The sequence below is a fragment of the Alteromonas sp. Cnat2-8 genome (assembly GCF_022348355.1).
In the GTDB taxonomy this organism is placed as follows: Bacteria; Pseudomonadota; Gammaproteobacteria; order Enterobacterales; family Alteromonadaceae; genus Alteromonas; species Alteromonas macleodii.
In genome coordinates, this window is sequence record NZ_JAKREX010000002.1 from 751,387 (window position 1) to 763,666 (window position 12,280).

Annotated in this window: 10 protein-coding genes; 6 read left to right on the forward strand and 4 right to left on the reverse strand. The window is 44.7% G+C overall.

Translation table 11 applies throughout. The annotated features are described in order from the left end of the window. Positions 1-220: 220 nt before the first annotated feature. Entirely contained in the window at positions 221-2,113 is a 1,893-nt protein-coding gene (locus MHN00_RS07420) for a SurA N-terminal domain-containing protein (protein ID WP_239300802.1), read from the forward strand. A gap of 534 nt (positions 2,114-2,647) precedes the next feature. Then, positions 2,648-3,823 carry a succinyl-diaminopimelate desuccinylase gene (gene dapE, locus MHN00_RS07425; RefSeq protein ID WP_239300804.1) on the forward strand — a complete coding sequence of 392 codons (1,176 nt, stop codon included), beginning with the start codon at positions 2,648-2,650 and terminating at the stop codon, positions 3,821-3,823. A 76-nt stretch (positions 3,824-3,899) separates the two neighbouring features. On the opposite strand, the gene MHN00_RS07430 is transcribed toward dapE, so the two are convergent. The 3 genes from MHN00_RS07430 to MHN00_RS07440 all read right to left on the reverse strand — a co-directional run bounded on the left by MHN00_RS07430 (position 3,900) and on the right by MHN00_RS07440 (position 7,659). Next, positions 3,900-5,687 (reverse strand): lysophospholipid acyltransferase family protein, encoded by a 1,788-nt coding sequence (locus MHN00_RS07430; protein WP_275444204.1) that lies wholly within the window; start codon positions 5,685-5,687, stop codon positions 3,900-3,902. A 165-nt stretch (positions 5,688-5,852) separates the two neighbouring features. Continuing rightward, complete coding sequence (locus MHN00_RS07435) at positions 5,853-6,650, reverse strand: UDP-2,3-diacylglucosamine diphosphatase (protein WP_239300806.1); 798 nt, start codon at positions 6,648-6,650, stop codon at positions 5,853-5,855. Positions 6,651-6,753: 103 nt separating this feature from the next. Continuing rightward, positions 6,754-7,659: a LysR family transcriptional regulator gene (locus MHN00_RS07440; protein WP_239300808.1), complete on the reverse strand. Its 906-nt coding sequence runs from the start codon at positions 7,657-7,659 to the stop codon at positions 6,754-6,756. Positions 7,660-7,778: 119 nt separating this feature from the next. On the opposite strand from MHN00_RS07440, the gene MHN00_RS07445 reads away from it, so the two are divergent. The 4 genes from MHN00_RS07445 (at position 7,779) to MHN00_RS07460 (ending at position 11,702) form a co-directional block, all read left to right on the forward strand. Then, positions 7,779-8,678 carry a bile acid:sodium symporter family protein gene (locus MHN00_RS07445; protein ID WP_239300809.1) on the forward strand — a complete coding sequence of 300 codons (900 nt, stop codon included), beginning with the start codon at positions 7,779-7,781 and terminating at the stop codon, positions 8,676-8,678. 127 nt (positions 8,679-8,805) lie between these two features. Then, positions 8,806-9,636 (forward strand): SDR family oxidoreductase, encoded by an 831-nt coding sequence (locus MHN00_RS07450; protein WP_239300810.1) that lies wholly within the window; start codon positions 8,806-8,808, stop codon positions 9,634-9,636. Positions 9,637-9,819: 183 nt separating this feature from the next. Then, positions 9,820-10,950: a phosphotransferase family protein gene (locus tag MHN00_RS07455; RefSeq protein WP_239300811.1), complete on the forward strand. Its 1,131-nt coding sequence runs from the start codon at positions 9,820-9,822 to the stop codon at positions 10,948-10,950. Then, the gene (locus tag MHN00_RS07460) at positions 10,950-11,702 is read left to right on the forward strand and encodes an SDR family oxidoreductase (RefSeq protein ID WP_239300812.1); all 753 of its coding nucleotides are present in this window, start codon (positions 10,950-10,952) and stop codon (positions 11,700-11,702) included. The genes MHN00_RS07455 and MHN00_RS07460 overlap by 1 nt, the downstream gene beginning before the upstream one ends. A gap of 183 nt (positions 11,703-11,885) precedes the next feature. On the opposite strand, the gene rpsT is transcribed toward MHN00_RS07460, so the two are convergent. Continuing rightward, on the reverse strand, positions 11,886-12,149 hold the full coding sequence (rpsT, locus tag MHN00_RS07465) for a 30S ribosomal protein S20 (protein ID WP_014950134.1): 264 nt from the start codon (positions 12,147-12,149) through the stop codon (positions 11,886-11,888). Between the last annotated feature and the right edge of the window lie 131 nt (positions 12,150-12,280).

Consider the following 12,280-nt stretch of genomic DNA (forward strand, 5'->3'; position numbering starts at 1 on the left):
GACCCCAATATTTTAAGAGTAGAAATAACCCTACGAGGCTTGATGAGTTTTATACATGTCCTCGCAACGTTCGAACTTAACGAAAGACAGTACAAATAGTGTGTTTTGGTCGTTTATATTCGGCAGCATTGGGTTATAATCAGCGCTTATTTTATCTCGCACTCACGGATTTGTGATGGTTTGAGGTAACTGTAGTAAGCAACGGAGTTGAAGAACAATCATGCTAGAAAGAATCAGAGAAGGTTCTCAAGGCCCATGGGCGATGGCGATTATCGCGCTTATCGTTTTAAGTTTCGTATTCGCAGGTGTAGGTAGCTACCTAACATCATCAGGTACTACTGCAGTAGCTACTGTTAATGGCGAAGAAATTTCGGCACAAGAACTAGAGCGTGCATATCAGAATCAGCGTGCACAAATGGAGTCACAATACGGCGAAAGCATCGCACAGCTTTTCTCTAGTGAGCAATACCTCGCAGATTTCAGAAGAAATGTACTGGACAGACTTATTGCTGAAAAATTAATTCAGCAACAAGCGACGGACATGGGATTGCGCGTAAGTGATAAACAAATTCGCGAAACCATAACACAAATGCCTGAATTCCAGTTTGGTGGTCAGTTCGATAACGAACGTTTCCAAGCCATTCTTCGTCAAAACGGTTTTCAAGTAGCCGATTTCCGTGATTATCTGCGCGTTCAAATGACACAAAACCAGTTGGCTGCAGCGCTAACGAATTCTTCATTTGCGTTGGACGGTGAAGTACAGCAAGCGAATGCGCTACAGCGCCAAACTCGTGATGCGAAATACGTGCTAGTGAGCTCTGATGAATTTGCCGGCTCAATTGAAGTGACAGATGCGGATGTTGAAGCTTTTTATAATAACAGCATCGCCTCTTTCGATACTGACGAGCAGGTTAAACTTGCTTACGTTAAGTTAAGTGTCGATGACTTGAAAGATCGCGTTTCGGTTGATGAAGAAGCGGTTCGCACGTACTACGAAAATAACCTGGGAAGCTACGGCAAAGAAGAAGAGCGCCGTGTTTCTCATATTCTTATCGAAGCGGGCGATGATGCCGATGCAGCGAAAGCAAAAGCAGAATCATTAAAAGCAGAACTCGACAACGGTGCAGACTTTGCGGCTCTTGCAGAAGCAAACTCTGATGACACATTCTCTGCCGAAAACGGTGGTGACCTAGACTTCATTACGCCAGAAATGATGGACCCAGCGTTTGATGAAGCAGCTTTTGCTTTACAAAATGTTGGCGATGTATCCGACGTAGTTGAAACCGAGTTTGGTTTTCACATCATCAAATTGACAGACTTAAAAGAAGCACAAGTTAAATCTTTCGATGAAGTAGCGGGTGAGATTCGCGATACGCTTCTTTATGACGCAGCTATGGAAAAGTACTTTGAGCTTCAAAATACGTTAGCTGAAATTGCGTTTGAAGTACCTGATACGTTAGAAGATGCAGCGAACGCGGTTGATTTGCCTGTGCAAGAGTCAGTGGTATTTAGTCGCAACACCGCACCCGCTGATCTAAGCTTCCCTGGTTTACTAGACGTTGCTTTCTCTTCTGAACTTATTGATGAAGGGCTTAATAGCGATATTATAGAACTAGACGACGAAACCGTTGTTGTTGCGCGTGTTATTGAGCATCAGCCTCAGCGTACTCAATCTCTTGAAGAAGTACGCGAAGGCATCGAAGCCTCTGTTAAGGCTGAAAAGTCAAAAGAAGCTGCAGAAGCTTGGGCGTTTGATATCGCACAAAAAGTGCGTGCTGGAGAAAGCGTTGAAAGCGAGCTAGCTGAAAAGTCTGTGTCTTGGGAGACAGCAGCTGCTGTTCCGAGAGCGGGCGGTACACTTGCACGTGCACTCGTTGACACGCTTTTCTCTCTTGCCCTTGAAGGCGAAGATAAAGTTGATGTTGCAACAACGGTAAACGGTGACGTTGCTGTTGTTATGCTTGAAAACGTTAACGCAGCACCAGAGCTTGAGAATGAGTTGGGTGAAAGCCTGAAGCAGCGCCTTGCTCAGGTACAAGGCCAGCGCGTTTATCAACAATATATTGATGCGCTTCGCGCAAATGCAGAAGTGACTATCTCACAGACGCTATAAGCACTGCTGCGTAAAAGCTGTCGCTGCGACTACAAGTGACACCGGTAATTACTAAAAAGCCAGCTTCTTTCATAGATGCTGGCTTTTTTTATACAACACAGTGATGGGGTGTTTGTTTGAAGTGCGTTAGTTCGTTAAGAACAGCATCAGTGTATAAAATGCCGCAATAACACCAGATAACACGAATATGTACAGAAACCCTTGCTTGCCTTGCTCCAGAGTGTATTTGTTGGCTTGTAAATAGCCAAACCAGAGTAGTGACAAAATAAGGGGTATTAAAACAATGATTTTTAACACAGTAATGCCTTTCTTTAAGTTATGTTCTAGTTATAACAACGCGCGTTGATTTAGACAAATCTTAACGAGCCAGTCCTAGTCGCCAACTCACCCATTGTCGCCTTCCTTGTTATCACCCTTTATTATTTTTAGCTTCAGGTTACTTTGTCCGCTGTCATGGCATTGTCGTAAATCTGTTATTGCCGTGTCACTTTACATTTGTGTAATAGACTCACGTTTCATAAAGGTTTCTTATGCATGTCAATTCAGCCTTTACCTTCCATAGCGCCAGCTCGCAGTATTTATTTTGCCGAAGTGCTTATGGCAAGAGCGTCGATTACCCCGCAGGACGCTGGTTGCCAAAGTTACCTGATATACAAGCTCGAAAAACTCGGTTTCTTTTGTGAGAAATACACAATTAATGGAGTGAGCAACCTCATCGCGAGGTGGGGGCAGGGCCCGAATCACTTTGCATTTAGCGGCCATACTGATGTTGTGCCCCCAGGTCCTCTTGATAAGTGGAAGTCACCGCCTTTTAGTCCCGTAATTAGCAAAAATAAATTATATGGACGTGGTGCTGCCGATATGAAAACAGGCATCGCAGCCATGCTAGCGGCAACAGAGCGAACCATTGCCTCGTTAGATAAGGAAAAGGTCTCTTTCTGGTGGCTAATCACCAGTGATGAAGAAGGGGAGGCGGAGTGGGGCTCTAAATGGATAGCTGAGTATTTGGCATCTAAAAATGTCCAGCTTGATATGTGCCTAGTAGGTGAACCTTCTGCATCTGCATCAACCGGCGATACGATTAAGATTGGACGCAGAGGCTCACTTTCCGGCACTATCCATATTGCAGGAAAGCAAGGTCACGTGGCTTATCCAAAGACAGCGGTAAATGCTATCCACAAAGCGAGTAACGTGATTAATGCGCTAACACAGTACCCATTTGACGAGGGGAGTGATGATTTCCCTGGTACTTCGCTTCAAATAACACATATGGACACGGGAAGCTTCACTGATAACATAGTGCCTAGTGCTGTTCGTATAGAGTTTAATGTCAGATATTCGTGGCAGTTTAATCAAAACAGTTTATCGGTATTGCTGCGCAGTATTATCAATAGTATTGATACAGAAGCCGAAGTTAGCTTTTCAAGACCCTGTGAAGCTTACTTGAGCAAGCCTAACAGTAATGCGGAGCACTGCTTAATTGCCTGCGTAGAAAAAGCGATAAAGGGCGCTACAGGGCGTTACCCTGTTATCAGTACATCTGGTGGTACTTCTGACGGGCGTTTTTTTGCTAGTGAGCACACACAAGTAGTTGAAGTGGGTGTGCCAAACACCACCATTCACCAAATAAACGAACACATTCATGTGTCTGATTTGCTCACTCTTGAAGATATTTATACCGACATTCTTAAGTATGTTGGCGAGCGATAACGACTTCTGAAATTTTCAGTAAAGCGGAAGGCCGTAGAATGAGAAAGGGAGCGTTTGTCATATGCTCCCCCCTCGCTTAGGCTGTGGCTTTAAGCTGAATATCGGTTAGATAGCGTTTGCGCTTTTTCTCAGTAAGTGTTTGCATGTCAACCACCACCAGTCCGTCGATACAGTCGTTAAAATCTGGGTCGACATTAAAGCCTAAAAATGCCACCCCGCCGTCTTTAGCCACTTCAGAGTATTGCTTGTACAGTGTTGGTACGTTTACGCCCATGTTAGCCAGTAAGTGTTTTAGCTGGGTAAATTCAGCCTTATAATCGTTACCTGTAAATTGATGTAACGCGTCGTTCGCCATTTGATAAGGTCGCTTGCAGGTCGCTTCGCCAAACTTGGCAGGAAAGTACGTGGAATAGAATTGTACCAATAAATCTTTAGCGGGTTCAGGGTAGGCATTACTGAGTGACACCGCACCAAACAGATAGCGATACTTTGGGTAGCGGCTTAAAAATGCCCCGATACCAAACCACAAATAATCTAAACTACGCTTTCCCCAATAGCGAGGCTGGACAAAGCTTCGCCCTAGCTCTAAGCCTTCTTTGAAGAGTTTATCGTTGTCCTTACCGTAATTAAATAAGGTGGCAGAGTAGAGTCCGGTAGGGTGGTCTGGCGCTGTCAAAAGCTCAGCATCGCCAAAGCGGTAGGCACCCACAATTTCTAAATCGTTGTCATCCCAAAGTACAAGGTGATAATAGTGGGAGTCGTATTGATCGATGTCTCTACGCTTGTTGGTACCTTCGCCCACGGCTCGAAACGCCACTTCTCGCAGGCGGCCAATCTCTCGCATAATCGGTGAACAGCTTTTGTGTTGGTATAGGTAAATAGATTTTCCGTCGCCAGTTTCACCTAAATGTTCGCAGTCTCGCATAGCGCGGGCCAGTTCTTTTCTGTCTTCTGGCATGGCAATGGAAGCCTGGGTTTCAAATACGCCTTTCTTGTTACTGCCAATGCGATACAAGTGGCGCTTAAACAGCTTTACCTGCTCTTTTAACGGTATGTTGGTTTGCTGGTACGCTTCAAATGGAATAAGTTCGCCAATGCGCATAGGTAAATGCTTCTTACGCTGTTTGAACATCTCTTTGACGAGCAGCGCGGTGGCTAATGGCTTGTACACCATGGACACGCCGTAAAAAAGCGGGCTATTTTTCGCGTCTATATAAACCGGCAATATCGGTGCTTTTGCTTGCTTTGCAATGCGTAAAAAACCTGTGTGCCATCTGGTGTCGCGAACACCTTGTGGGCGTAATCGAGAAACTTCACCGGCAGGAAAAATCAGTATGGCGCCGTCGCTGTTAAGGTGTTTTTGAATTGCCGATAAATGCTGTTTTGGTGTGCCTCCCTGCATATTGTTTACAGGTAACAGCATATCGTGAAGCGGTTCAATGGCCATAAGCATTTCATTGGCGACCACTTTCAAGTCGTGACGTACTTCACTAACCAGCTTTATAAGCGCAAGTGCGTCGAGTGAGCCAATCGGATGGTTAGCAATAATCACCACTCTACCTTCACTTGGAATGCGCTCTTTTTCTACATCGCGGGTGGAGTAGCTGATATTAAAATATTCAAGCACTTGCTCTACGAAATCGATATCTTCGTAATGCGGATAGGCTTCACCAAATTCGGTAATTTCACGTTCGTGAAGAAGGTGCCTTAATACGAAAGACAGCGACTTAAATAGAATGGGGTTATTTGCTACTTGAGGGTAATGCTTGTTCAGTACGTCGTTTACAGTAAACATAGAACCTGTTTCTCTTCCGGTTTTGGCGAACAATAGCAGGGCAATGTGACGCTTTTCACACAGTTTCATGGCAGTTATTTGACAGTGTTAAAAAGTTGTAACTATGTCCTGCTGACCAATCTATGAGGCACAGGTCAACAGGCCCTAACCTTGATGGATGGGGTTGGACTTCACCTGTTGCTTGGTGAATAGCAAAAGTCAGGGGCCGTTACAGCCCCATTTGTGTAATGCCAGCTATGCTGCTTCTGAGCGAGAGGTTTTGGTTGTAATTGGTGTTACGGTGGCTGACTCTAATGAATCAAGGTAATGAATAAGAGATAAGTTACCGTTCACGTCTTCTGACAGTGCACTGCAGTTTTCTATCCAGTCCCCATCATTAATGTAGTGAATGCCGTTTTCAAAACTGCTTTCAGGGTGATGAATATGGCCACACACAACACCGTCGAGCCCCATTTCATCGGCGCGCCTGCAGCATGCTTCTCGATAACGGGCGATGGCTTCATTCGCTCCCTTAATGTGTTTTTTAATATAGCCCGCAAGTGACCAGTATTCTCGCTTGCGCCACGCGCGTAGGCGATTAAACTCTCTATTTAGAAAAAGCAAAAGGTCGTAACCTTTATCGCCAATCCACGCATGGAATTTGCCCATAGTTACATCGCCATCGAACTGATCGCCATGTAAGACTAAATAACGCTTCCCTTGTGCTGTGGTGTGAACCAACTCTCGCTCTATTTCTATATCACCGAAGACCATACCAGAATAAGACTGAATTGGTTCATCGTGGTTGCCGGGTAAGTACACCACACGCGTGCCGTCTTGGCTCATTTGCATGAATTTGTGCATCACTTGATTGTGCGCCTGTGGCCAGCGAAATTGCTTGGTCATTTGCCACATGTCAACGATATCTCCCACCAAATAGAGGGTGTCTACAGTGATGCTATTAAGAAAGGAAAGTAAGTATTCAGCTTTGCAGTCGCGATTTCCTAAATGGATATCAGAAAGCCAAAGTGTTCGATAGTGTGTCTTTTTCATAGCGGTTTCCCAAAGCGATGCCTTGGACCATCACTATAGGTTTGCTAATTGACACTACCGTGACGCTTGCTTGACCATTGTGTTACAGCAACACAAATAAGCGCTATAACCCCAACTTATTCGCCACGTCTAAAAGCTTCTCTCGCATCCATACATTCACTAAGTCTTCATCGGCGTGTTTGTGCCAGTACATGTGTACGGGGAGTGGGGGGACGTCAAATGGAAGGGGCAGAACTTCGATATCGAATTTATTACTGAATTGTTGGGCGAATCGCGTTGGCATGGTCAGCAAAAGATCGCATTGGCTAACTACGTTAACGGCGGCAAAGTAGTGTTCACACTGCAATGCGATGTTTCGATGTAAATTGTGCTGAGCAAGGGCTAGATCTACCGTATCTAATTTCGAGTCTTTTAAAGATACAAGCGCATGCTGTGCAACTGAGTAGCTCTTGATACTCGGGTTATCTATGTAGCTATTGCAAGGCGCGCATACCACGACAAACGTTTCTTCGCAGATAAACTGTGAACGAATGTCACGGCTGGTGGGAACTAATGCGTCAATTACGATATCAAGTTCTTTAGCGGCTAACGCGGGAGCAAGCTCGGGCCAGGTAACCTGTCTGCTATTCACCGTGATGTTGGGAGTATGTTTAACAAGCTCAGGAATAAGCACGGGAAAAAATATAGATTCTAAAACATCTCTCAAGCCAAGGTTCACCTGACGGGGTTTATCACTTATATCAAAGCTCACTTTACCTTTTAACGTACTTTCAAGGGTTTCGATTGATTTCACAACCGATGCAATAATGCCTTGGCAAAATGGGGTAGGCACGACTTGTCGTCCATGACGAATAAACAGCGGATCATCAAATTTCTCTCGCAGACGACCTAAGGCGTGACTCACCGCAGGTTGAGTAATATGCAGTGCGTTGGCGGCTTTCGTAATGCTGCCCTGATCGTAGACCGCGCGCAGCACAACAAACAAATTTAGGTCTAATTTTCCATGCATATCATTTATGGGTTTCCATAATAAGGCATCATTTTTATTTATTATTAAACAGGGTACACTGGCTTAAATGTTAATAAAAGGTTTCTTTTATAGAGGCTTCTTTTGTAAGGGGCGTGTGTATGCAGGCATCTGTACTTACCGAGGTGTTGTTACCTCTAGCGTTGGCATTTGTTATGTTTGGTATGGGGCTAACGCTAACCCTTGCAGACTTTGCCCGACTACTTAAAGCACCTAAAGCGGTAATAACGGGTTTTATAGGGCAAATTATATTGCTGCCTGTGTTGGCGCTAGGACTGTGCTTTGTTTTTGGTCTACCCGATTATATTGCGGTTGGTGTCATGGTTTTAGCGGCATGCCCAGGCGGCACGACCAGTAATTTAATCAGCCACATTGCAAAAGCAAATCTGGCCCTTTCTGTCAGCTTAACCGCTATTTCTACCATCGCTTGCGTTTTCTCAACGCCCTTTATCATTCAATTTGCTCTTGATTACTTTGTAAAAGAAAACGCGCCAGACTTTTCTATTATTCAAACAGTGATCGGGCTGGTTGGTATATCAATTGTACCGGTCATTTTAGGCATGACCATTCGTCGCTTTAACAGCAGGTTTGCTACTAAAACTGAGAGCTTCTTCAGGCAGTTTTCTATGTACTTCATGTTGCTTATGATTGTGGGCGTGCTGGTTTCAGAAAGAAACAATTTGGCCGCGTCCTTTGAAGGCGCGTTTTTGGTTTGCTTAACGTTAAATTTATCATCGGTATTGTTAGGACTCGGGCTTGCTAAGCTTTCAAACCTAGTATTTAAAGACTCGCTCACGCTGGCCATTGAAATAGGCGTGCAAAACGCGGCGCTTGCAATGCTGATATGTATTACCTTTTTAGATGCGCCTGATTACGCGATTGCACCTGGTGTATATGGCGTAGCAATGTACATCGGGCCCGCACTATTGGCCCTGTGGGCAAAACGAAAAATGCGTAACGAACAGCCATCAGTGTCACTGCAAAAGACGGAATCAGTTTGATTGGATTGATAAGGCGGTCAATTAGAGAGAATAGTGAAGTACTGATTAGCGCTTAACACAATAAAGCGCAACTAAACATAAACGCCGATACAAGAATAATGAAACAAGAACAGTTAGGAAACACATCATGCGCGTATTGATTACCGGTGGCGCTACCGGCTTAGGTCAGGCCATTGCCCTTAAGTGGGCGGAAAAGTGGGCAGGCAAAGACGAGGGGTTAGATATTTGCATTGCCGATATTAACCAAGAAAGAGGTGATGAAACAGTAAATACGCTATCCGCCCAAGGTGCCAACGCGTTTTACATCCATTGCGATATAACCTCTGAAAATGATGTTCAAACGTTAGCGAACACCTTGGAAAATCGCTGGGGCGGTGTTGATATCGTATTTAACAATGCGGGTGTTGCTTCTGGTGGCAGCCTTTTAGATGAGAGCATTGAGCAGTGGCAGTGGGTGTTTGATATTAATGTGTTAGGCATGGTGAGAGTCAGTCGTGCACTCTTACCTATAATGCGAGAGCAAGGCGGTGGCTATTTCATTAATATTGCATCACAAGCGGGGCTAACGCCTATTCCTTACATGGGAAGTTATAACGCGGTTAAAGCCGCTGTCGTGTCGTTTTCTGAAACCATGAAGTTGGAATTAGCACCTGACAATATTGACGTTAGTGTAGTTTGTCCAAGCTTCTTCAAAACGAATTTAGATGAGTCGATGCGAAGCAGCAACCCAGCGTCGCACAAGATGCTCAATAAATTCTTTGCCAAAGCAGACATGACGAAAGAAGACGTGGCTGAGTCCATATTTCAGCAAGTCGATAAGAAGCAGTTTCTAATTCTTACCCATAAACTGGGTAAACGCGCTTTCCTGTTAAAGAAGCTGCTGCCAACCCAGCGTTATATCAAAAATATGCTCAATCAAACGAAGATGATGAAGCGTGCAATGGAAAAGCAAAGTTAAAGCAAATTTAAAGCAAAATTAGGTAAAACAGAATTGGGCTCACCTCTGTTTGTCGCCAAGCTATCTGAAGATAATTGTCGAGCTGCTTTTGTACAGGCACAAACAGAAGTATCTTCTAGCCAAAGATTGTGAGTTAGCACTTTGAATAGGCCCTTTGAAACAGAATTACAAGAAGAATGAAATATGCAACAACAGGTCGTAGATAAAGCTGACAGCGTACGTGCAGGCGAAGAGCTAGACGTCAGCGCTGTACACAATTGGCTTAAAGGAAATATTAGTGCCTCGAATCCATCATTGGAGGCCACGATACAAAGTAGCGATAATTTGCCTCAAGTCACCCAGTATTCTGGGGGCGCTTCTAATTGGACGTACTGCTTGGACTATCAAGGCAGTAAACAAAACCAGAGCGAGCAAACGTCGTTAATTTTGCGAAGGGCACCGGCAGGTACTAAAGCGAAAGGTGCTCACGATATGGGGCGGGAGTACCGGTTACAGCATGCGTTAAAACCTGTTTACCGCTATGTGCCAGAAATGCTTGGACTTTGTGAAGACGAGAGCGCTATAGGCACAGAGTTTTACGTAATGGAGAAGTTTACCGGCGTGATACCACGTAAGAACTTACCCAAAGGCTTAAACACGTCTGAGCAGCAAACCAAACAACTCTGCACTAATGTACTTGATAGCTTAATCGAGCTTCATAAAGTGGATTATAAGAAAGCGGGGCTTGAGCACTTAGGTAAAGGTGCTGGCTACATAGAACGCCAAATAAGCGGGTGGAGCGAACGCTATAGTAAAGCAAAAACCTGGAATGTCCCCTCGGGTAAAAAAATAATGCGCTGGCTAGAAAACCACATGCCCGCTAATGAACGCATTTGTATTACCCACAATGACTTCCGATTCGACAACGTGGTGTTAAAGCCAGATAACTATACGCAAATTATTGGTGTGTTGGACTGGGAACTGGCGACCTTGGGGGACCCGCTTATGGACTTGGGTAATACCTTGGCGTATTGGGTACAAGCGGATGATGACTTTTTGGCCCAATCAACACGCCGCCAGCCTACTCACTTACCCGGTATGCTAACTCGAAAGCAGGTGGTTGCGTACTACTGCAAAGAGATGGAAATAGATGTAGATGATTTTACCTTTTACGAGGTATACGGGCTTTTCCGTTTAGCCGGTATTGCCCAGCAAATCTACTATCGATACCACCACAAGCAAACCAATAATCCAGCGTTTAAAAACTTTTGGATCTTCATTCATTACTTAATGTGGCGTTGTAATAAGGCCATAAAAGCATCAGGAAAACGATAATGACAACAAGACGCAATATTCTGATCACAGGCGCGAGTTCAGGCCTAGGCAAGGGAATGGCGATTGAGTTTGCCAAACAGGGTTGTAACCTAGCCCTATGCGCAAGACGCTTTGAGAATTTAGAAAAATTGAAAGACGAATTGCATTCAATTAACCCAAACATTGATGTGTATATTCGCTCGCTGGATGTCAATGATCACGATGCGGTTTTTGAAGTATTCGACGCATTCAAAGCCGACATGGGAACCCTTGATAGAGTTATTGTAAACGCAGGCATGGGCAAGGGCGCGTCTATTGGCACGGGGTATTTCCACGCTAACAAGCAAACGGCGGTGACTAACTTTGTGTCGGCGCTAGCACAATGTGAAGCGGCAATGGCTATCTTTAGGGCACAAAATAGTGGTCATCTTGTGACGATTTCATCTATAAGCGCGGTGCGCGGGTTTAGACGCGCCATGACTGTATACGCGGCAACAAAAGCAGGGCTTACATCAATGACCGAAGGCATTCGAATGGATGTAATGAATACGCCAATTAACGTCACCTGTATTCACCCCGGTTTTATTCGCAGCGAAATAAACGAAAAAGTAGAGAAAGTACCGTTTATTGTTGATACCGATGTGGGCTGTCGTGCGATGGTCAATGCAATCAATAAAGAAAAAGCGAATGCGTTTGTGCCAAGCTGGCCTTGGACCATCCTTCACTGGATCATGCGTATTGCACCGGCAAGCTCAATAAGGAAGATGAGCTGATAAGTGGATAGCTGGGGGGAAGAACACACCGCAAAGACTTTTTATCTAGTGACAAAGCTCGCCTAGTGGTGGGCTTTAAGCCTTTAAGTCTAAATTTGGAATCAGTAACCCATGCTAATTAGCGTCGATTGCAGATACAAAAAAAGCGCCGAAGGGCGCTTTTTTAACTACTAATCGTAAAGATTAACCTAGTGCTTTGATTTGTGCAGCTAGACGGCTCTTATGACGAGCAGCTTTGTTCTTGTGAATCAAGCCTTTAGTAGCCATTCTGTCAAGTACTGGAGTAGCAGCAGTAAGTGCAGCTTGTGCCGCTTCTTTGTCACCGCTTGCAATTGCAGCGATAACTTTCTTGATGCTTGTACGAGTCATTGAACGACGGCTAGCGTTGTGCTGACGACGCTTTTCGGCTTGGATTGCACGCTTCTTAGCAGACTTAATGTTAGCCAAGGTGTAACTCCCAAAATAAATTCATGTCAAAAACGAGGGTGCGGATTGTGCCTACCAAACGCCCAAATGTCAAACGATTTAAAACTTAAATCGTTCCGCGTTAAAACGCGCAAGCTATTGAACACAAAGTA

What these genes read in the sequence shown, in the direction of transcription:
- MHN00_RS07420 (WP_239300802.1), top strand. Translation starts at nt 221, where the DNA reads ATGCTAGAAAGAATCAGAGAAGGTTCTCAAGGCCCATGGGCGATGGCG.
- dapE (WP_239300804.1), top strand. Translation starts at nt 2,648, where the DNA reads ATGTCAATTCAGCCTTTACCTTCCATAGCGCCAGCTCGCAGTATTTAT.
- MHN00_RS07430 (WP_275444204.1), bottom strand. Translation starts at nt 5,687, where the DNA reads ATGAAACTGTGTGAAAAGCGTCACATTGCCCTGCTATTGTTCGCCAAA.
- MHN00_RS07435 (WP_239300806.1), bottom strand. Translation starts at nt 6,650, where the DNA reads ATGAAAAAGACACACTATCGAACACTTTGGCTTTCTGATATCCATTTA.
- MHN00_RS07440 (WP_239300808.1), bottom strand. Translation starts at nt 7,659, where the DNA reads ATGCATGGAAAATTAGACCTAAATTTGTTTGTTGTGCTGCGCGCGGTC.
- MHN00_RS07445 (WP_239300809.1), top strand. Translation starts at nt 7,779, where the DNA reads ATGCAGGCATCTGTACTTACCGAGGTGTTGTTACCTCTAGCGTTGGCA.
- MHN00_RS07450 (WP_239300810.1), top strand. Translation starts at nt 8,806, where the DNA reads ATGCGCGTATTGATTACCGGTGGCGCTACCGGCTTAGGTCAGGCCATT.
- MHN00_RS07455 (WP_239300811.1), top strand. Translation starts at nt 9,820, where the DNA reads ATGCAACAACAGGTCGTAGATAAAGCTGACAGCGTACGTGCAGGCGAA.
- MHN00_RS07460 (WP_239300812.1), top strand. Translation starts at nt 10,950, where the DNA reads ATGACAACAAGACGCAATATTCTGATCACAGGCGCGAGTTCAGGCCTA.